Raw genomic sequence first — 20,237 nt, forward strand, 5'->3', positions numbered from 1 at the left:
TTATCGGCTTCTCATGTAGGCTAGCTACACATCGATGCCTCTGCCTTGTATAAATACCCTGCAACTCACTGCAAAAATCAGCTCGAAAGATCAACACGCACTAGTTATTGATGTGACAGAGCCCTAACCGCAGGGGTATCAGGCAAGAAAACCTCGATAAACAAGAACAAAAAAAGCCAGTCAACAGACTGGCTTTCTTGTATTCATCTTAGTGCGATAAGCACATTGCGTTTAAGTAAAGGCGAACATTAACCGATAAACGAGATGTAACCCTGAAGGATAATCAGGTTAACGATATCGATAAAGAAGGCACCAACAATTGGCACCACCATGAACGCCTGTGGTGAAGGACCAAAACGGTTCACCAAAGAGCCCATGTTCATTACCGCTGTTGGTGTTGCACCTAGGCCGAAACCACAGTGACCACCTGCCATAACCGCTGCGTCGTAGTTAGAACCCATTACTTTGAACGTCACAAAGTAAGAGAAGATACCTAACACAACCGCCTGAACCGCCAGGATAACCAAGAACGGAATCGCAAGGTCAAATATGTTCCAAAGCTTAAGGCTCATTAGCGCCATTGCTAGGAACAGTGACAATGACACCGTACCAAGAATATCGACCGTTTCGCTGTCAGTCTTATGCAGCTTAGTCACTTCAAACACGTTAGTGATGAACACACCGATAAACAACGCGTAAACGAAGTCAGGAATCATCAACCAAGAAATTTCAAAAGTCGCCACCCACTGCTCTAGGTACTTCGCACCCGTGATACAGATAAGAAGGATGAACAACACTTCAATCACCTTCTTCGCCGTCACTTTGTCTTCTTCATACTCGTTGTAAGTAACAAGTTCAGGGAAGCGTTCATGTGTTTGCGTGCCAGTGCCGTACTCAGATTCAAGCTGGTTTTTATCAATCAGCTTTTGCGCCACTGGGCTACCGATAATACCACCGATGATCAAACCAAAGGTCGCTGAAGCCATCGCGATTTCTAGCGTATTTGCAATGCCAAACGTGTCTGCAAAAGTTTGAGACCAAGCCGCGCCTGTGCCGTGACCGCCCGAAAGGGTGATAGAGCCAGCAATCAAACCCATCAAGGGTTCAAGGCCTAGTGCCGTAGCTAAGGTTACGCCTACACCGTTTTGGATAATGATGTAAACCGACGCTACCCCTAAGAATAGGAATACCTTAGCACCACCTTTTATCAGCTGCGTGTAGTTCGCCGCAAGACCGACCGTTGCAAAGAACATCAACATAAACGTGTTCTGCAGGGGCAAGGAAAACTCAAGATCAAGGCCGTTAAAGTGCAGGGCTGTAATAGCAAAAGCGACAATCAATCCGCCGACAATGGGCTCTGGAATGTTGTACTTTTTGAGAATCGGAAGCTTTGCATTGACGAAATGACCTAGAAACAAAACACTAATCGCGATTAGGAAGGATTCTAGTGGTCCAATTGAAATTAATTGATTCATATAACCTCTATTTTTTTACGTTCTCATCTTCCCTAATGAGTCTAGTTTTATCTGTAATTATTTGTGCTGCTCTACCTATATTTATACAAACTGGAGAGAAAGTGTGGATTCGAAAAGCGAACACATTACTGCGATCGCTTAGTACCATGTTAGTAGCACGTTAACTTTTATAGGAGATAAAAGGATTTGTGACAACAATCACCTCCTAAAAGTTGAAAACGGCGTGAGTATCTATGCCGCTGACTCTGCTTTCTTAATACCTAAAAAAGCAAAAAGGAGCTATTTCTAGCTCCTCTTTCATCACCATCGCTGGTAATTAGAATTTTTTCGGTGCGTAACCAGTCATAACCTCAATGCGAAGTTCTTTACCGATCTTCGTCATTGGGTGAACAATTACGAGTCCTTTAACAGACTTTTTAAGTTTACCCATATCCGCTTGCTCAGCCTTAGTGATCTCACGGCTAAATGGCATATCAACCAGAGACTTACGCTCTTGGTTCACATCATAGCTTTCTTTGTGTTTAAGCTGGGCAATTTTCTTAGTTAGCTTCTTAATCTCTTCCTCGAACTGACGAACAACAGGACGATCATTACGAGTTTTAGCAGCATCTAACTTGTGGCGACACTTGTCTAGACGGTTGTTAATTTGTTGAAGTTCGTTTTTAACACTCATAATAATTTCCTAAGATTAAACAAGCCAATTCGGATTGGGGCGCGGAGTATAGCACAAGGGTTGTGTTGAACCGAAATTTATCTGTTAATTACCAATAGAAACGAATCACATCGACACCGCTCATTCAGCTTACTTATTCTTTGTGGCGAATCTCTAAGCGGATTATTCATTGATAGGATAGCGCCTACTTCAAAAATTGCAGTCCTCGATGCATCAAAATTCCGTCTAAACTTATACTCTAACGCAATAACTAAATCAGGGTACACAGCTTGGAGTTGTTACCCCCAGCACGACTCTGAATCGCAACGTAATCACAAGGATAGCCGATGACATTATTGAAACGAACATTGACCTGCAGCCTAGCCCTGAGTGCAATGTTTGCCACAACTTATGCATCTAGTGAACAAGCCACCCAAAGTAACCTAATCGTCGAGTACTCTACACCGCAAAATACCGAAGAAGAGCAGCTCAAACGAGAGATTCAAAGCAGTGGCGTTAATGACACCGTGGTCGACCTATCAAACCAACTCTTCATGTTTGAGAAGCCATTAACCATTCAATATGGCGGGGAAGAAGGACCACTCTACGATCCACAAACCCATCAAGTACTGATCCCTTACAGTTTTTACGCTGAGTCACTCAATTACTTTGAGAAGAACCAATACGAAAAAGAGTATGGGAAATCTGCGCAAACCGGCGCTATTGATACCTTGCTGCACACCCTGCTACACGAGACTGGGCATGCGTATATCGAAGATCAGAACATTGCCATATTGGGTAAAGAAGAAGATGCGGTTGATAACCTAGCAACCGTGCTACTGCTTAACTACGTAGAGCATGGGGCCGACGCTGCTATCAGCGCTGCAGACATGTTCGCTTTCGAGTCAGAAGACCGCCCAGAGTATTACGACTTGGGGGAATACATCGACGAGCACAGTTTCGACCTGCAGCGTTACTTCTCCACGTTATGCTTGGTGTATGGCAGCGATCCCGATGCCTATAAGAACTTGCTCGATGAAGTGGAAAACGACTATTTGAAAGACAGAAAAGAGTTCTGCGTTGAGCACTTTGACGTGATCAATGAAAATTGGCATCAGTATTTAAAAAAGAGTGACGATGCTTAGATACTTAAAGGTTAGTGTCGAGAACTAGGAAAACGGCTTTGGCATCAAATTCCAAAGCCGTCACTCGATAGATTGGCTTAAGTCTTACGTGTTAAGAGTTAAGAGTTAAGAGTTAAGAGTTAAGAGTTAAGAGCTTAAACCCTAGACGTTCACTTTGTACTTCAGATCTTGTGCTTCATCGCCCGTCATCCCTCGAAAACCCCAACAATGTGAAGGCTGCTCTTTAATGGTGATTTCAATATCAATCGGAGAGATAGCTAACTGCTTCTCTATCTCAGAAAATATCTTCTTAATTAAGCGCTTTTTGGTGTTTACCGCTCGACCTTCCATCATATTTATCTCAATGACGGTATAGGCTTCTGTTCTTCCTTCCGGGTAAAAGAAGTCATCTCGTTCCAATGGCACAAACCGATGTGCTCGCTTGTCATCGGGTAAACCCATTTCACTGTTCAAGCACTGCTGCAACACATTAGAGAGCTGCAACTTAATTGGATTTAAGCACTCTTTGATACCATAAATAACAATCATGACCATTCCTTTGATGCGATGTTAGGTATAGAAGAACGTCAGATATAAGCATCGTCTGGCGACTACCCATTCGCTTACTATTTGTACATATATTACATAATGACGCGTATGAAAAAAGGTAAAAACAGTGAATTTATGAACAGGTGCAACAAAATACCTATCCCTTTACGAACATAAGCCGAAGCGAATTGATCGAACACCACCCTCCCCGCGTATATCTTCTCAAATCACATTTGAACTAAGGAGTACTATGTGCCGAATTCACCTAGGAAGACCACGCGGACAGACGCCGAACCAAAAACACCCGTAGAGTCTTCTCTGGAGCTCGCTGTGTTTCCCCTCCCCATCTTCCTTTTACCGGGAGGCAGACAAAGACTGCGCATTTTTGAGCCAAAGTATCTCGCAATGGTCGCTCACGCAGCGCAGGGCGATGGTTTCATTATCGCCACTCAAGACAAATCTAACTCTGATCATCTCAGCTCTTGGGGAACAAAGGTGACCATCGTCGACTTCAATATGTCGGACGACCAGATATTAGAAATTGATGTCGAAGGCGAAAAGTTGGTGCAATTGCATGGGTCGTTTCGAGACGATGATGACCTGATTAAAAGTAAGTTCAGCTTGTTGCCTCACTGGCCTACCGATGAATATAAAGTGCCTAACGTGTTTACCGCTTTTTTGGTTCAGTTGTTTCGCGACCACGATTCGATAAGAACACTCTATCCCACTCCTGATTTTGAGAGCCCACAATGGATCTGTGCGCGATTGCTCGAAATGATGCCTATCCCACTGGAAAAGAAAACAGAATTTACTGAGCCAGCCAGTTTTCCGTCTCTAGTTCCTTTTTTGAATCAAATCATTACGGGGCAATAAGCACTTTTCTTCACTATAATTTTGTATAGTAGAAATTAATTTAAATTAAAGTGATCCCGACTTTCTCCTTCCACGTAGTGCCCATCAAATTCGCATGATGGTTAGTTACTATGCAAGTGGAAAGCAGAAGTTCAGGGAACGGCAAGGAGCATGTCATTATTCCCGATAACAAAGTACCTACAGACAACAAAGTACCGACAGAGCTCTCGAGCTGGCTGGTGTTGGTTGGTACAGACCGAGACAAGCAGGCGTTCACCTGTTTGTTCAAGTTCTTCGCTCCTAAGATCAAGCGTTTTGGTATCAGTAAGTTGGGTGGCGAAGCTGCTGCAAACGAGCTAGTTCAAGACACGATGACTAATGTTTGGAAGAAAGCACATCTCTACAATGTAGATAAAGGCGCTGCGTCCACTTGGGTCTACACGGTAATGCGTAATGCAGCATTCGACATGTTGCGCAAAGTGAAAGCGAAAGCCGAACAAACGATAGCCGACGATATCTGGCCAATCGATGCGATGGTAGCCGAGTCTCAAAGCGAAGATTTGCCATTCGGTGACCATTTGATGAGCCGACACGTAATGACTCAAATAGAAAAGTTGCCTCTCGCTCAGAAAACCATCGTCAAAGGCGTTTACTTTCAAGAGCTCTCTCAAGAGCAACTCGCTCAGCAACTTGGCGTCCCACTTGGAACAGTGAAATCACGTCTGAGACTCGCTTTAGCCAAATTAAAAGTTCACATGGGGGAACAAGACCATGATTAAACATCACCCAAACGCGGCAATCTTGAAAGACTTCGTCGATGGCACGTTGGCTGATTCAGTTTCTTTGATTGTTTCTAGCCATGTAGAGCTGTGTGAACACTGCCAACAACAAGTCAAGCAGCTTACAGCTGTAGCAGCGAATAATGCTTTTGACGCAGAGCCAGTATTCTCAAATGAAGATCTAGACAGCTTCTCAATGGACGACATGGACTTTGATTTTGACGCGATAGAGCAAATCACAGCTGATACTTCTCAGTCTGTTGAAGTGACTCCAGAGGTTCAGAAAGTAACTGTTGCTGGCACGACATTCACAATCCCTCGCGCTCTAAACTCAGTAGCGAGAAAGGACTGGATGAACCTAGGCAAAATTTCACGAGCAAGACTCGATTTTGCTGACGAAGCACACCACACCAGCTTGTTGCACATCGACAAAGATGGACAAGTGCCTTGCCACACCCACAAAGGCTTCGAGATCACGCTTCTTCTAGAGGGCAGTTTCGAAGACGAAATGGGCGTTTACAACAAAGGTGACTTCATCTGGTTGGATGGCAATCACACTCATCAACCGGCAACAAAAGAAGGTTGTGTCTGTTTAACCGTTTCAAGTGATGCGCTTTACTTCACAAAAGGTGTGAGCCAACTATTCAATCCACTTGGAAAATATATCTATTAACCCAGTTGCAGGCTATAAATATACAGGATGGCATAAAGCTATCCTGTATATCGTCAATACATCTGAATAAAAACAACTACGGTGTCAAAGTAAAAACACACCCAGCTCTGTAAATACGATTAGCAATGTTGAACTATAAGAAAAAGCTCAGAGCAAGAGCAAAGGAGTTGGCCAATGGAAAAGAAAATCAAAATCGGTATCAGTGCATGTGTTGCTGGACATAAAGTACGTTTCGACACAGGTCATAAACGCTCTCGTTTTTGTACAGACGACCTAGCAGACTACGTGGAATTGGAACCTGTTTGCCCAGAGATGGCTGTTGGTCTTCCAACCCCTCGTCCAACCATTCGTCAAACAAGAATGCTAGATGACATCATCCATGTTTCTCGCCCTGATGGCTCAGGTGATGTGACCAACGAACTGATCGAGTTCGGTCAAAACTACTCAAAGAAAAACCAACACATTGCTGGCTTTATTGTGTGTCAAAAAAGCCCAACCTGCGGCATGGAGCGCGTGAAGGTGTACCACCACCATGGTCGCGGCTCTGAATCGACAGGCATAGGCATGTTCACCCAACAAATTATGGACGGCAACCCGTTACTTCCCGTTGAAGAAAACGGCCGCCTTAACGATCCCATTTTGCGTGAAAACTTCATGACTCGAGTGTTCACTTACCAAAAATGGCTCGATCTTGTGGATGAAGGTGTGACCAAGCACAAACTGATTCAGTTCCACAGCGCCCACAAATATCTAGTCATGTGTCACCACGTTGAGGGTTACAAAAGCTTAGGCAAACTGCTAGCGGGTAATGATTTAGATATCGACGAACTAGCGGCTCAATACATCGAAGGCTTGATGACGGCGTTGTCTCATCACGCGAATCGAGGCAGTCACGCCAATACGCTGCATCATTTGCAGGGTTACTTTAAAAAACAACTGAGTAGCGCTCACAAGCAAGAGCTGACCAACCAGATCGCATCATTCAGAGAGGGCGTTGTTCCACTGCTAGTGCCACTGACACTGATCAATCACTACCTGATGGAATACCCGAACGAATACCTAGAATCACAGGTTTACCTAAACCCGCACCCTCAAGAACTTAAACTGAGATACGGATATTGAGCGACATACTATGGATACGACGAGACCTGCGGATTCACGATAACCCAGCGCTCGTCGCGGCAGTTGAAAACGGCGTAACGACCGCCGTTTTCATTTCAACGCCTCAAACGTGGCGGCAACACCACCTTGCGCCGATCAAAGCTGATTTCATCTATCGTCATCTAAAACAACTCGATTCCCAGCTCGCTGAATTCGGGATAACGTTGCTTCACCTGAAAGCTAGCGACTTTGACGACCAATCCAAACAGCTCATCGATTTGTGCCAGCAGCTTGATGCCAAGTGCGTCTACGCTAACTCTGAACCAGAGGTCGATGAACAAGCTCGCGATAAAAAGCTGATTTCAAGCGGCCTAAACCTGAAGATCAGCGATTGTGACGTTATGCTGCCACTCGGTAGCGTTCTCAACAAACAAGGCGAGATGTTCAAAGTCTTTACGCCCTTTAAGAACGCTTGGTTAAAAGAAGTTCAGGTGAAAGGCATCATCTGCAGTCCAGCTCCTGTCGAGTCAGCTGAACGTTCACAAACACAGCTTCCTGACGACTTACAAGCCTTAACCATCTCTGCTGACTATGATTTCGATTTTCCGCGTGTTGATTCGAGTCGCTGGCCATTAAGCCAAGATGTATTGGGCAATGTGATCCCCAATTTTTTAGGCAATAAAGTCAACGACTACGCACGTCTGAGAGATATTCCCTCAGTTAAAGGAACATCGGGGCTATCACCTTATTTAGCGATTGGCGCCGTGAGCCCACGTTGGTTAGCGATTCAATTGATTCAGCAGCAACCCGATCTGTTATTTGATACGCAATTACCGGCCTTTTGTTGGCTCAATGAATTGATTTGGCGAGATTTTTATAAGCATTTGATGTTCCACCACCCTAAACTGGTCAAAGGTGCTAACTTTCAGCAAAAATACAATGGTTTAGATTGGTATCACGATCATCCTAGCTTCAAAGCTTGGTGCGAAGGAAAAACAGGATATCCATTGGTTGATGCCGCAATGCGTCAACTGGTTGAAACGGGCTGGATGCACAACAGACTAAGAATGGTGGTGGCAAGCTTCCTAACCAAGCACCTGCTTATTGACTGGCGTTGGGGCGAGCGTTTCTTTATGTCGCACCTTATCGACGGAGACTTTAGTGCCAACAATGGTGGCTGGCAGTGGGCTTCAAGTACTGGCTGTGATGCTCAACCTTACTTCCGAATTTTCAATCCAATCACTCAGAGTGAAAAGTTTGATCCAAAAGGAATTTTTATTCGTAAGTACATACCAGAGCTGCAAAATATCCCAGATAAGCATGTACATTTCCCACATGACTTTATCGCTAAAAACGGAATAGACAGCGAATACTGGCAACCCATCGTTGAGCATAAAGAAGCACGATTGAGAGCCTTAGCCTTCTTCAAATAATTAGAGTGAATATTATGGATAACTCTCTATGGCTTGATAACTTTCTCAACATGTATCGAGAACTCGGAACCGACAATTTCGACGTGCTTAAGACGGTTTATCACACTGATATTGAATTCCAAGATCCGCTGCATCATGTCAGCGGTATTTCGGCGCTTACGCACTACTTCGAGAACCTCTACACCCAAGTAACCAGCTGTTACTTTCATATCGAACACACTTTCGAAGCGAACGACGAAGCTTCCGTTTACTGGACGATGCAGTTTGCTCACAAGCAATTAAATGGGCAAAAGCCAATCGAAGTACAAGGGCACAGCCACCTTAAGATGCTCGACGGTCAAGTGGTCTACCACAGAGACTACCTCGACGTCGGCTCTATGTTGTACGAACACATTCCAGTACTGGGCTGCGCGATCAAATCCATCAAAAAGAGGGCGAGCCGATAATGCATATTATGATTACAGGCGCGACCTCAGGTATCGGCCAATCCCTAGCTAAAGATTACGCTCAGCAAGGGCATCAGGTGATTGCTTGTGGCCGCAACTCAGACAAGCTGCAAGCCTTAGTTGATTCTCACGATACAGACATCGCGCATTCATCAATTACACCGCTCTGTTTCGATCTGACTGATTACCACAACTTTCCAGAACTCGACCAAGACAAGCCGCTCGACCTGCTGATTTTAAATGCAGGTGATTGTGAGTACATCGACGACCCAGTGAACTTTGATGCCGAGCTATTCGAGCGCGTCATCAACATAAACCTAATTTCAATTGGCTACGCCCTTAAAGCTTGGTTAAAAAACATCAAGCCCGGCGGCCGTTTGGTTTTAGTCAGCTCCAGCGCCAGCTTTTTACCTTTGCCAAGAGCCGAGGCTTATGGCGCTTCAAAGGCAGCCCTCACCTACTTAGGCAGAACACTTTCGGTTGATCTGGCAACGCACAACATTCATGTCTCAATTGTGCACCCTGGCTTTGTTGAAACGCCATTAACCGAGCGAAATACGTTCTCTATGCCTATGATTATTAGTAGTGAGGCCGCAACTCAGCGAATCGTAAATGGTATCGCTCAAGGAAAGAGTGAAATCGATTTCCCAAGACGATTCATCATGTTGATGAAGCTACTAAGAATGCTCCCAACTCCAGTTTGGCAAAAACTCGCTTCAAGGATGGTATAACAATGAAGAAAATCGCCATTATTGGTTCAGGTATCTCTGGACTCACTTGCGCGCATATATTAGATAAGCACCACGACATAACAGTATTCGAAAAGAATGATTACGTTGGGGGGCACACCGCGACCGTTGATATTGAACATCAAGGCTCGGCGTTTTCGATAGATACAGGTTTCATCGTATTCAACGATCGAACCTACCCGAATTTCAATCAGCTTCTAGAACAACTCGATGTCGAAAGGCAACCGACTGAGATGAGCTTCAGCGTCCACAACACGACGACCAAGTTTGAATACAACGGCCACAGCATTAATTCGTTATTCGCGCAGAGGAGCAACATCTTCAAACCTCAGTTCTGGTCTTTAGTGTCTGACATTCTCAAGTTCAACAAGCTGTGTAAGGCTCAGTTTGAAAGCAATGAATTCACACCAGACGTTACCCTTGGCAGTTTCCTACGAGATAATCAATTTTCCGACTTTTTCAGCCAGCACTACATCTTACCGATGGGCGCGGCGATTTGGTCGACAAGCTTGGAAGAAATGGAAGAGTTTGAGCTCAAGTTCTTCATTCAGTTTTTCTACAACCATGGATTGCTCGATATCGCGAACCGTCCTCAGTGGTATGTGATACCAAAGGGATCGCGTTCTTATGTTGAAATCATCCTTTCACGCCTAAGTAAGACTGTTGCACTGAATACATCGATTAAACAAGTGACTCGCCAAGAAACAGGCGTCACGATTGAATTTGAAGATGGCAGCGCACAAGGTTTCGACGAAGTAATCTTTGCTTGCCACTCAGACCAAGCCTTACGCTTGCTTGGTGATGCAACAGAACAAGAGCAACAGGTACTGGGCGAGATCCCATACAGCCGCAATGAAGTGGTTCTGCACACCGATACTCGCTTGTTACCAGACAGAAAACTGGCTTGGGCAAGCTGGAACTACATGTTGGATGGCGACAGTAAACGACCTGCCTGTGTCACGTACAACATGAACATTCTGCAAGGCATCGAAAGCCAAGACACCTTCTGTGTCACCTTGAATCAAAGCGAAGCCATCGACCCAGAAAAAATTATTCGCAGCTTTGTTTATCATCACCCGGTACTTAATTCGAACACGGTCGAAGCTCAGCACAAGCGTGAGCAAATCTGTGGCAAAAACCAGACGCACTTTGCTGGCGCTTATTGGTATAACGGCTTCCATGAAGACGGTGTCCACAGTGCACTCGATGTGACCAAACGCTTCGGTTTAGATTTGAGTACGAGTTCCGCGCTATGAACAGTCAAACCCTGACACCCGAGATGGGGATCGCATCCGAAAAGAGTGAAGAGCTCAGCGGTATCTATTGGGGTAACGTCAGACATCGCCGCTTTGGCGACATCACTCATGAGTTCAGCTATCAGCTGTATATGATGGGGTTAGATCTTGATGAGCTGCCCCAAACCACAGCGCGCAGTGCGCTGTTCGGAACTCGTTGGTACAACCCGATTCGCTTTGTCGAATCGGATTATCTCGCTGAAAAAAAAGAAAATGTCACCACGGATGAACCAAAATCACTTAAGCAACGTATAGCTTCCAAAGTGCAACAACTTGGTGGGGTTTGGTCTGATTCAAACCGTGTGACGATGCTGGCTCAGTGCCGCTGTTTAGGCATCTACTTCAGCCCAATCAACTGTTTCTTCTGTTATGACGAGACTGGAGATTGTAAGTACATGTTGGCTGAGGTGAGTAACACGCCTTGGCGAGAAAGACACTACTATCTCATCGACATGCACCAAGAATTGAAGGTAAAAAAAGAGTTTCACGTTTCGCCGTTCATGGATTTGAACATGACTTATTTTTGGAAGATTAAGCCACCAGCGAAACGCACGTTAGTTCACATTGAAAGCCGCCGAGACGACAAGCTTTTCGATGCGACACTAGCCCTGACGAAGCAGTCAGTAACCAAGACAAACATTAGACGAACGGTATTCAAGATTCCGGCGATGACGATAAAAGTCGTGATGGGAATTTATTATCAGGCTCTCAAATTATTCCTGAAAAAAGTACCGTTTGTGGCGCATCCAGACTCAACGTCTTAAGCGCACATGAAAGAACTCAATTGAAGCTTGGGTTCGCTCCAATCAAGGAGCAGAACTCAGCTTAGTTGGCACAAAATATTAGAATGAGTTATCAGCGAGGTTTACATGGAACAGCTTGCCAAACAAAACAACAATATTGAACAACAAGCTAAAGCCGTTGCTGTTTCAAGCAACTGTAAATATCGAGCTTTAATCTTCAAGGTGTTAGAAAGCCTGCAATTCGCGACGCTCGAGATCATTGAGCGAGACCAGCATTCGGTGTTCGGTGATCGAGAAGCAGACTTGAAAGGTCGAATCGTGATTCATGATGCGACCTTTTTTAGAGATGTGGTCATCAACGGCAGTATCGGCGCATCTGAAGCGTACATCGATGGTAAATGGACCAGCCCAAATCTAACGCGTGTGATTCAAATCATGGCTCGTAACCAAGCCCAATTGGATGAGCTTGATGACAAGACACAATGGATTTCTCGCATCAAAAACCTATTGCTGCGCCGTAAGAATGCCAACACCGAGCAAGGCTCTAAGCGAAATATTCTCGCCCACTACGACATTGGCAACGAACTGTATGAGCGCTTCTTAGATAGCTCGATGCAGTACTCTTCCGCAATCTACAGCGAAGACGCAGAAACCTTGTCGAAGGCTCAACAAAACAAAATGAAAACCATCTGTGAGCGACTAGAACTGTCTGAGAAAGATAGCGTGGTCGAGATAGGCACAGGGTGGGGCGGCTTAGCCATCTTCATGGCGCAACACTACGGTTGCCACGTCACCACTACCACGATCTCAGATGCCCAACATGCACTTGCTGAACAGAGAGTAAAAGCGCTTGGTTTAACCGACAAAATCACCCTGCTCAAAGAGGATTATCGCAATCTCACTGGTGAGTATGACAAGTTGGTTTCGATCGAGATGATAGAGGCGGTCGGACATGAGTATCTACAAACCTTCTTTGAAAAATGTTCCTCGCTACTTAAGCCCTCAGGCAAGATGCTGATTCAAGCAATTACTATTGCTGACAGCCGTTACGACAAATACCGTAAAGGTGTCGACTTTATTCAGAAGTACATCTTCCCCGGCGGTTGCCTACCTTCTGTTTCAGTGATGACCCAACACCTTGCGACCAGCACCGACCTTGTGGTTCAAGAAATTGATGACATTGGCCTGCACTACGCTCGAACGCTGAATGATTGGAACATCGCCTTTGAAAATAGTTGGGAAGAGCTAGAGTCTCTCGGCTATTCAGAAGAGTTTAAACGCTTATGGACCTTCTACTTCTGCTACTGTGAAGGCGCATTCAAAGAGCGCGTGATCAGCACTCACCATGTAGTCGCAAGAAAACCTCGTTACTTTGGAGAAAAAGATGAAGCGGTTTTGGATTATTAATCTCGTACTGTTTCAAGCGACCTGGGTTTGCAGTGCTTTCTTTACCGCGCAAGCCCCGTTCGTCACACCACTGATTGTAGTGGTTCACTTCCTTCTATCACCGACTCGCAGTAGCGATTTGAAGATACTCATTTTATTACCATTGGGGCTATTGCTTGATAGCCTCTTACTCCACTTCGGCGTGTTTGCCGTCGACTCTGAAATTGCGAATCAATCGTGGTTCCCGGTGTGGCTTGTCTGCCTGTGGATCATGTTCTTAATCAGTTTTAACCACAGCCTAAATTGGCTTTTAAAATGCTCGAAAGTGATCTTGTTTGTCATAGGGTTCGTAGCAGGTACTAGTAGTTATTGGGGAGGCATCAAAGCAGGTGCTCTTCTTACTACTTGGCCAGATGCATCGGTAGTTGCTGCCCTTGCAATAAGTTGGGGGATTTTGTTGCCCTTACTGGTGGCCGCCTACTCCAACTTAATACAACCTAAAATGGCAATAACGAGGTGACTTATGGCTTATCCACGCAACCCGACACAAACGTTCAAACCTGAGCGAGGTATTGTTCGCGCTCATCAGCAAGCAAAAAACACACTTCTAAGCTTTATTACTCTCCCGTTAATCTTTGCTGCGCTGTTATTTGCCGGACACGCTAGAGCCTCTGCTGTCGATGATCTGAACAAACGTGGTGAGGGTGAAATGAGTTACCTGTTTTGGACTCTCTACTCGGCAGAATTCTACGCAACTCCAACCAACTCCGAACGAGCTTTGAAGCTTGAGTATTACCGCTCTATCGATAGCAAAGACCTCGTAGACGCTACCGAAGATCAGTGGAACAAGCTTGGCTACTCTGACAGCAACATTCAACGATGGTTGAAACCCTTGTACGCGATGTGGCCGAACGTGGAAGAAGGAAGCACACTCACGATTCGTGTCGCTGAAGATAACGTAAGTCGTTTTTATTTCGATGAACAACCGATCGGCACCATCCAAGACAAGCAATTTGGTGAAGCCTTTCTAGCGATTTGGTTGTCTGAAAACACCTCTGAACCCGGTCTTCGTAAACAACTTTTAGGTTTGAACAAATGAATCCAAAAACAACAATAATAAAATTTGCTCTGGCATTTTTTTCACTCACTTGGCTAGTGGGCTGTGGCTCTGCAAGTTTAGAAGACCATGTCGACACTACGCCAGAGCTCAAGCTTGAAACCTTTTTTAATGGCGAGCTAATGGCCTACGGCATGGTGCTAGACCGCTCTGGTAACTTACTGCGCCGCTTTGATGCCAAACTGATCGCGACTTGGGACGGTGACAACGGAGAAATAAAAGAGTGGTTCTCTTTTGCTGATGGCGAGCGCTCAACTCGCGTTTGGAATCTAATCAAAACGGGCGAAAACACCTATTCTGGGACTGCCAACGATGTCGTTGGAACCGCTTATGGTGAAACCCAAGGTTCTGCGCTGTATTGGAAATATGACTTAGAGATTGAAGTAGACGGCAGCACCTATGAAGTGGTGCTCGATGATTGGATGTTCTTAATGGACGATAAACGCTTGTTCAACAAGACTGAGATGTCTAAGTTTGGCTTTAAAGTCGGAGAGGTCATCTTATACATCGAGAAGATTTGATGTAACTGCCGTTTCTGATTCTTAGTTTTAAAACGATGACTACATCTACAGTACGTAACAAAACAGCCCACAACGAAAATTGTGGGCTGTTTTGTTTGATCCCTCGAATAGCATACCTGCATGCTCAAGCCATTGTGCTAAGATGCGCCACCAGCATACAAATGGACTAGACTGACACTAAGCAGTCCCCATTTGTTTCGCTAAGCGTAGATTCCCTACCATGAATAATTGAAAAGGCTTTAAAGCATGAGCAAGTTGACCTCAGCGGAGCGTAAAGCTCGCGACAATGAACGTTTCTCACAACGCGTAAACGACCGCAGAGAAAAAGGTGAAGACGTAGTTGCTTACGCACTGACCAACAAAAAAGCTGTAAAATTCCTGACTAAGTCAGAGAAAAAACGTTTCAACGAAACGAGAGCGACTCTGCAAGAAGAGAAGCGAGTGAAAGAACAAGAAGAGCTTAACCGAATCGAAGACGCGTTCACGATCAAACAGTTCGACGACGAATAATCACTTATGATTACTCAAAAGCGCTGGCTCTATGCCGGCGCTTTTACTTGTTAGTTCTGCTACTTTTTGGCTGTGTTATTTCTGACCAAACCAGTCGATTCTTAACGACTTTCCCCACACTCTTATTCCCCTACGGCTCAACCGATCACCCAACCTATCAACCAGGCTATCGATCAACTTTAGCCATAGATCTCAGAAAATCTTAGCCTAGCCCCTTACTATCTCGAATCAACTCTACAAATTGAAGACAGTATGATTTTAATTACCGGATCAAGCAGCGGTTTAGGCGCAGCTCTCGCGAAACAATATGCTAACGCCGACGCTCAGCGCGTAGCCATTACAGGTCGCAATGCACAACGTTTAGCAGAAGTGGCGCAAGGCCTACCTGCGAATACCATTAGCCAAGCGTGTGATCTCTGTGACCCGCACTCAGTGAGCGAGTTATTGGATGCGTTACCTGAAATGCCGAAACTGGTGATCCACAGCGCTGGCAGTGGGTACTTCGGTAAGATAGAACAGCAAGATCCAACCATCATCAGCGACATGCTGAAGAACAATATTGAGTCTTCGATCTTTTTGATTCGCGAGCTTGTACAGCGCTACAAAGATCAATCGGTCACCATCGCTGTGGTGATGTCGACGGCGGCACAAGGTGCTAAAGCGGAAGAGTCCACCTACTGCGCGGCAAAATGGGCCGTGAAAGGCTTTATCGAATCGGTAAGGTTAGAGCTAAAAGGTCACCCGATGAAAATCGTGGCGGTTTACCCTGGAGGAATGGCGACCGAGTTTTGGAATACAAGCGGTAAAGGCATGGATACCTCGAGCTTTATGACCGCGCAAGAAGCCGCTCAGATGCTACAACAGGCGTTGACCAGCACAGAGCATGGATTCGTGTCAGATATCACGATAAACCGCGGCTAGCAGGTAAACAGCTCGCTTAATCGGTAAATAGAGCGACACATTACCAAAGAAATGATTAGAGTAATTATTTGTGAGGGTGAGCATGAAAGTGTGCGACAATGCTCGGCGTAAATTCATATTCAAGGTTTATTATGAAACTTCTAGTTCGTAACCTATCGCGCTCTACCTCTGAGCAAGACATCCGTGTGCTATTTTCTGAGTTTGGCTCAGTAAAAGAGTGCAGCCTAGTTTTAGACCAAGAAACTGGCGACTCAAAAGGCTTCGCTTTTGTTGAAATACCAGAGCAAGAAGAAGCTAAAGCGGCACTAAACAAGCTGAACTTGTCAAAGCTTGGCAAAAACACGATTCGTGTAAAAGTAGCGAACTCTTAATCGATTCAATGCTTCATAAGCCGCATGGCTTAGCTTAACAGCAGCACAGATGATAAAGCCCGTAACGATATGACGTTTTCCAGCGCAATATCGTTACGGGCTTTTTGCTGCTCGCAATTCTCTTTTCACACGATTTGAATACGCCTACAGACCTTCATGTTCATCAATAGCACGTCTTGCTTCGGCCATTGAACATCCAGATTCCATCACCAGCTGAGCCACAGTCATTGAAGGTGTAGCGGCCAACAGAGATGCCAAACACACCACGGGTTTAGGCAGCACTTTGTCGATTGCAATTGCTATCCAACCGTCTTTTTCATGGGTTAACATCGTTTTAAATTCAACGAGTTGATACTCTTGAGCGACCAACAGCCAATTACGCGAACGACGAACTCGTTTCAACTGACATCCACATTCCGCAGCATTCACCATCACTTGGCTTTTATCACTCACACGATGTACAAAACTATTCAATGGGACGCTAAACATAACTCTCTGCTAATCAATCTATTCCTACCATTCAAGAGCTCTCTACCTATCTCTCAAAACTTTCTAACTGTCACTCAATTAAAACCGTACGTAGGATTACACAGACACAAAAAAACCGCCAGTGATGCACTAAGCAACCTCGCGGTTTTTGGATGTTAACGTGTGTGGTTTACGCTTTAGTTTCTACCACAATGTCCGTTTTTACCGAGTTCGCGATAAAGCAGTTTTTGTGCGCCAAGTGGTGCAGTTTGTCGAGCTGCTTGGCGGTGGGCTTTTTGGTACCTAAAAACACAATTTTAGGGCGCAGAGTCACCTTAGTGACCGATGAGCGGCCAGATTCATCTTCTTCCAGCACACCAATCGCATCATCGACATAGGAGTCGATCACGTACTTCTGCTTTGCGGCAATGCCCAAAAACGTCAGCATATGGCAGCTAGAAAGTGCCGCGATAAACGCTTCTTCTGGATCAACATTCGCTTCCACCGAAAACGGCAGTGGCACAACATGTGGAGAGGACGAAGCAGGCACAGTGACACCACCATCGAACTCCCACGTATGACCTCGACTGTATTGATTGTCGCTAAAGACTTCATCTTCTGCTTTTTTCCAGCGAATGATCGCTCCGTATTCAGACATAATTCCTTCCTTTTTTATGCTCAATAAATTAACGATCAGCTGGATGATTGACACCATCGTTGGTCACCACATCACCAATATCAAAAGGGTTTACCCCTTCCAAACAGCCGATGTTAAAACCGTATTCATTTGGGCTAGAACGGCGTTGATGATGGGTATAGATGCCGCAGTTTGAGCAGAAATAATGCTTTGCGGTGTTGGTATTGAATTGATAAAGCTTGAGATGCTCCGCACCTTTGAGGATCTTGATGCCGTCCAGTGCAACAGAGCCCACAATCGCTCCCCTGCGACGACAGATAGAGCAATCACAGCGGCGTGGTTTTTCTATCCCGTTAGGTAAGCTGAACTCTAGTTCAACCGCACCGCAATGGCAGGTTGCCTTGTGAAAAGGTTGGATAACCGTATCTCCGACGACTTTCATTTTTCTCTCCAATCGCATCCTTATGTTGGTCGTATCATAACCAGTTCAATGTTCTCTGTCCGTACCCGGGTGTTGAGTTCGAGAGATCTGTCATGCGCTGCTTCTCGGCTAATCTAACTAGACTTTTCAACCAAATCGCCAAACCGCTCAAACAAGAAATCAAGAAACAATCGGATACGCTTCGGCTGATATTTCTTGCTGATGTACACCACATTCAAGTCGGCACTCGACACCGACATCGCGGTATTGAAGTTTTTCATGTAACCATTCAGCAGAGTAACAAGGCGTTGGTTATTGATGTCGTCTTGCACATCCAACACCGATTTAAGCGCAATGCCCTCACCTTTTAATGCCCAGTAGCGAATCACTTCACCATCATCTGAAAATCGCTTCGGCACAACCGTCACCGACTTCTTCATATCATTGTCTTGGAAGTGCCATGTCTTGAGCTCTTCATTGCTACGCAGCATGGCTAAACAGTCGTGTTCGACCAAATCTTGTGGTGTTAACGGTGTTCCATGTTTAGCAAGATATTCAGGAGAAGCGCACAACACACGTCGGCTTGGCGATAAGCGTCTGGATATCAAACTGCTGTCAACCAGTTCACCATAACGGACCACGATATCCATGCCAGATTCAGCAATATTCGAGAGGTTATCGTTCAAATACAGGTAAGGAATAACGTCCGGATACTGCTGACAAAATTCCGAGAGAATAGGAAGAATGTACTGTTTTCCGATGTCTTTTGGCGCGGCGATTTTTAACGAGCCTTTGACTTCTTTTACACCATTTTGAATCAGGTTTTCGGCCTCACTGACGTTGTCTAAAATATCCAAACACGCCTTGTGATACAGCTCCCCTGAGTCTGTCAAAGACACATGACGTGTGCTTCGATTCAACAACTTCACACCATATCGTTCTTCAAGCGCTTGAAGCCTTGCTGTCATGGTCGCAGGAGAAAGCCCTAACTCTCGCCCAGCCGCAGCTAACCCGTGATGCTTAACAATACTGACGAACATCGCCATATCTGAAAACTTATCCATACGATTCTCGCTTCCACCTCTTTGTCTTACTTCTCGATCTTAATGCTCGATTTGAATACTCAGTCACACTATTCAGGTTAACCGAATAATGAATTTATATTTTAACCAATTATCAAATTTAGTCGAATAAATATAATGGCAAACATCAACAGAACAACGCAGGAATTCAGAGCATGACTAACGAATCGACTAAACAAGAGAAACACACTTTCGTCATCATTGGTGGCACATCAGGTATCGGCAAGGCACTCGCGATGAAATTGAGAAACGAAAACAACACAGTGCACATCGCTAGCCGACATACAGGACTTGATATCAGCAATGAAAAATCAATTTGTGAATACTTTGAATCGATTGGCGTGTTTGACCACTTAATCGTAACGGCTGGCTCATCCGCTCCCGCAGGAAAAGTAACAGACGTAGCAACCGCAGACGCCAAGACAGCTTTTGACACTAAGTTTTGGGGCAGCTTAAACGTAGCCAAACATGCCGCTCGTTACATGACACCAAACGGGTCTATCACGTTCACAACTGGCATGTTGTCACGCAAAGTTGTTGCTGGTACTTACGTAAAAACCGCCATCAACGCCGCACTAGAAAGCGTAACCAAAATACTGGCGAAAGAGCTATCACCTATTCGAGTCAATGCCGTTAGCCCGGGTTTAACCATGACGGAAGCCTACAAAAACATGGACGATTCCGCTCGTACAAGCATGTACGACAACGCCAAAAACAACCTACCCGCAGGCAAGGTTGGCGAGCCTTCAGAGATAGCCATGGGTTACCTGTTCGTAATTAATAACCCATACGTCACAGGGTCAATCATCGATATCGATGGCGGCGCTCTACTCGGCTAACACTCCGCAAAGAAGCAAAGAAGCAAAGACATAAAGAACAATCGTTAGGGCGTGTATCTCACGTCCTAACAAACAAGAATTAACACAGGTACT

25 protein-coding genes are annotated in these 20,237 nt (G+C 45.2%); 18 read left to right on the plus strand and 7 right to left on the minus strand.

Annotated features, from left to right (window positions below):
• Positions 1-248: 248 nt before the first annotated feature.
• Both gltS and AB6D93_RS18245 read right to left on the minus strand, forming a co-directional pair.
• Entirely contained in the window at positions 249-1,475 is a 1,227-nt protein-coding gene (gene gltS, locus AB6D93_RS18240) for a sodium/glutamate symporter (RefSeq protein WP_017060972.1), read from the minus strand.
• A gap of 316 nt (positions 1,476-1,791) precedes the next feature.
• Positions 1,792-2,148: a YibL family ribosome-associated protein gene (locus tag AB6D93_RS18245; RefSeq protein ID WP_017060971.1), complete on the minus strand. Its 357-nt coding sequence runs from the start codon at positions 2,146-2,148 to the stop codon at positions 1,792-1,794.
• A gap of 326 nt (positions 2,149-2,474) precedes the next feature.
• Between AB6D93_RS18245 and AB6D93_RS18250 the strand changes: the two genes are divergently transcribed.
• Entirely contained in the window at positions 2,475-3,272 is a 798-nt protein-coding gene (locus AB6D93_RS18250; protein WP_017060970.1) for a DUF4344 domain-containing metallopeptidase, read from the plus strand.
• A 141-nt stretch (positions 3,273-3,413) separates the two neighbouring features.
• On the opposite strand, the gene AB6D93_RS18255 is transcribed toward AB6D93_RS18250, so the two are convergent.
• The gene (locus tag AB6D93_RS18255; RefSeq protein WP_102320407.1) at positions 3,414-3,800 is read right to left on the minus strand and encodes a tautomerase family protein; all 387 of its coding nucleotides are present in this window, start codon (positions 3,798-3,800) and stop codon (positions 3,414-3,416) included.
• Positions 3,801-4,052: 252 nt separating this feature from the next.
• On the opposite strand from AB6D93_RS18255, the gene AB6D93_RS18260 reads away from it, so the two are divergent.
• The 16 genes from AB6D93_RS18260 (at position 4,053) to AB6D93_RS18335 (ending at position 16,697) form a co-directional block, all read left to right on the plus strand.
• Positions 4,053-4,673 (plus strand): LON peptidase substrate-binding domain-containing protein, encoded by a 621-nt coding sequence (locus AB6D93_RS18260; RefSeq protein WP_102332299.1) that lies wholly within the window; start codon positions 4,053-4,055, stop codon positions 4,671-4,673.
• A 110-nt stretch (positions 4,674-4,783) separates the two neighbouring features.
• Positions 4,784-5,431, plus strand: a complete 648-nt coding sequence (locus AB6D93_RS18265; RefSeq protein WP_102332300.1) for a sigma-70 family RNA polymerase sigma factor — start codon at positions 4,784-4,786, stop codon at positions 5,429-5,431.
• Positions 5,424-6,104 carry a ChrR family anti-sigma-E factor gene (locus AB6D93_RS18270; protein WP_102332301.1) on the plus strand — a complete coding sequence of 227 codons (681 nt, stop codon included), beginning with the start codon at positions 5,424-5,426 and terminating at the stop codon, positions 6,102-6,104. Before AB6D93_RS18265 ends, AB6D93_RS18270 begins: the two co-directional genes overlap by 8 nt.
• A gap of 174 nt (positions 6,105-6,278) precedes the next feature.
• Positions 6,279-7,226 (plus strand): DUF523 and DUF1722 domain-containing protein, encoded by a 948-nt coding sequence (locus AB6D93_RS18275; RefSeq protein ID WP_017060965.1) that lies wholly within the window; start codon positions 6,279-6,281, stop codon positions 7,224-7,226.
• Positions 7,223-8,638 (plus strand): deoxyribodipyrimidine photo-lyase, encoded by a 1,416-nt coding sequence (phrB, locus tag AB6D93_RS18280; protein ID WP_065583940.1) that lies wholly within the window; start codon positions 7,223-7,225, stop codon positions 8,636-8,638. The genes AB6D93_RS18275 and phrB overlap by 4 nt, the downstream gene beginning before the upstream one ends.
• A 14-nt stretch (positions 8,639-8,652) precedes the next feature.
• Entirely contained in the window at positions 8,653-9,084 is a 432-nt protein-coding gene (locus AB6D93_RS18285; RefSeq protein ID WP_102332302.1) for a nuclear transport factor 2 family protein, read from the plus strand.
• The gene (locus tag AB6D93_RS18290) at positions 9,084-9,815 is read left to right on the plus strand and encodes an SDR family NAD(P)-dependent oxidoreductase (protein ID WP_102332303.1); all 732 of its coding nucleotides are present in this window, start codon (positions 9,084-9,086) and stop codon (positions 9,813-9,815) included. Before AB6D93_RS18285 ends, AB6D93_RS18290 begins: the two co-directional genes overlap by 1 nt.
• Before the next feature lie 2 nt (positions 9,816-9,817).
• Positions 9,818-11,089, plus strand: coding sequence for an NAD(P)/FAD-dependent oxidoreductase (locus AB6D93_RS18295; protein ID WP_102332304.1), 1,272 nt, complete (start codon positions 9,818-9,820; stop codon positions 11,087-11,089).
• Positions 11,086-11,892: a DUF1365 domain-containing protein gene (locus AB6D93_RS18300; RefSeq protein WP_017061280.1), complete on the plus strand. Its 807-nt coding sequence runs from the start codon at positions 11,086-11,088 to the stop codon at positions 11,890-11,892. The genes AB6D93_RS18295 and AB6D93_RS18300 overlap by 4 nt, the downstream gene beginning before the upstream one ends.
• 105 nt (positions 11,893-11,997) lie before the next feature.
• A complete protein-coding gene (locus AB6D93_RS18305) occupies positions 11,998-13,278 on the plus strand; it encodes a cyclopropane-fatty-acyl-phospholipid synthase family protein (RefSeq protein ID WP_017061279.1) in 1,281 nt (426 codons plus the stop codon).
• Positions 13,256-13,777, plus strand: a complete 522-nt coding sequence (locus tag AB6D93_RS18310) for a DUF2878 domain-containing protein (RefSeq protein ID WP_017061278.1) — start codon at positions 13,256-13,258, stop codon at positions 13,775-13,777. The genes AB6D93_RS18305 and AB6D93_RS18310 overlap by 23 nt, the downstream gene beginning before the upstream one ends.
• A 3-nt stretch (positions 13,778-13,780) precedes the next feature.
• The gene (locus AB6D93_RS18315; protein ID WP_017061277.1) at positions 13,781-14,356 is read left to right on the plus strand and encodes a chalcone isomerase family protein; all 576 of its coding nucleotides are present in this window, start codon (positions 13,781-13,783) and stop codon (positions 14,354-14,356) included.
• On the plus strand, positions 14,353-14,895 hold the full coding sequence (locus AB6D93_RS18320) for a DUF3833 domain-containing protein (protein WP_017061276.1): 543 nt from the start codon (positions 14,353-14,355) through the stop codon (positions 14,893-14,895). The genes AB6D93_RS18315 and AB6D93_RS18320 overlap by 4 nt, the downstream gene beginning before the upstream one ends.
• A gap of 246 nt (positions 14,896-15,141) precedes the next feature.
• On the plus strand, positions 15,142-15,405 hold the full coding sequence (locus AB6D93_RS18325; RefSeq protein ID WP_017061275.1) for a hypothetical protein: 264 nt from the start codon (positions 15,142-15,144) through the stop codon (positions 15,403-15,405).
• 252 nt (positions 15,406-15,657) lie between these two features.
• Entirely contained in the window at positions 15,658-16,326 is a 669-nt protein-coding gene (locus AB6D93_RS18330; protein ID WP_017065090.1) for an SDR family NAD(P)-dependent oxidoreductase, read from the plus strand.
• A gap of 131 nt (positions 16,327-16,457) precedes the next feature.
• Positions 16,458-16,697 carry an RNA-binding protein gene (locus tag AB6D93_RS18335; protein WP_102332305.1) on the plus strand — a complete coding sequence of 80 codons (240 nt, stop codon included), beginning with the start codon at positions 16,458-16,460 and terminating at the stop codon, positions 16,695-16,697.
• A gap of 144 nt (positions 16,698-16,841) precedes the next feature.
• On the opposite strand, the gene AB6D93_RS18340 is transcribed toward AB6D93_RS18335, so the two are convergent.
• The 4 genes from AB6D93_RS18340 to AB6D93_RS18355 all read right to left on the minus strand — a co-directional run bounded on the left by AB6D93_RS18340 (position 16,842) and on the right by AB6D93_RS18355 (position 19,287).
• Complete coding sequence (locus tag AB6D93_RS18340; RefSeq protein WP_017061272.1) at positions 16,842-17,186, minus strand: ribosome recycling factor family protein; 345 nt, start codon at positions 17,184-17,186, stop codon at positions 16,842-16,844.
• Between the two features lie 169 nt (positions 17,187-17,355).
• Complete coding sequence (locus AB6D93_RS18345; RefSeq protein ID WP_017065091.1) at positions 17,356-17,823, minus strand: OsmC family protein; 468 nt, start codon at positions 17,821-17,823, stop codon at positions 17,356-17,358.
• Between the two features lie 28 nt (positions 17,824-17,851).
• Positions 17,852-18,244: a GFA family protein gene (locus tag AB6D93_RS18350; protein ID WP_017061270.1), complete on the minus strand. Its 393-nt coding sequence runs from the start codon at positions 18,242-18,244 to the stop codon at positions 17,852-17,854.
• 113 nt (positions 18,245-18,357) lie between these two features.
• The gene (locus AB6D93_RS18355; RefSeq protein WP_102332306.1) at positions 18,358-19,287 is read right to left on the minus strand and encodes a LysR family transcriptional regulator; all 930 of its coding nucleotides are present in this window, start codon (positions 19,285-19,287) and stop codon (positions 18,358-18,360) included.
• 173 nt (positions 19,288-19,460) lie between these two features.
• Here AB6D93_RS18355 and AB6D93_RS18360 point away from each other — a divergent pair, with 173 nt between their 5' ends.
• Complete coding sequence (locus tag AB6D93_RS18360) at positions 19,461-20,144, plus strand: SDR family oxidoreductase (protein WP_102332307.1); 684 nt, start codon at positions 19,461-19,463, stop codon at positions 20,142-20,144.
• Positions 20,145-20,237 lie beyond the last annotated feature (93 nt).

Source organism: Vibrio sp. 10N.247.310.23 (genome assembly GCF_041467155.1).
Classification (GTDB): domain Bacteria; phylum Pseudomonadota; class Gammaproteobacteria; order Enterobacterales; family Vibrionaceae; genus Vibrio; species Vibrio crassostreae_C.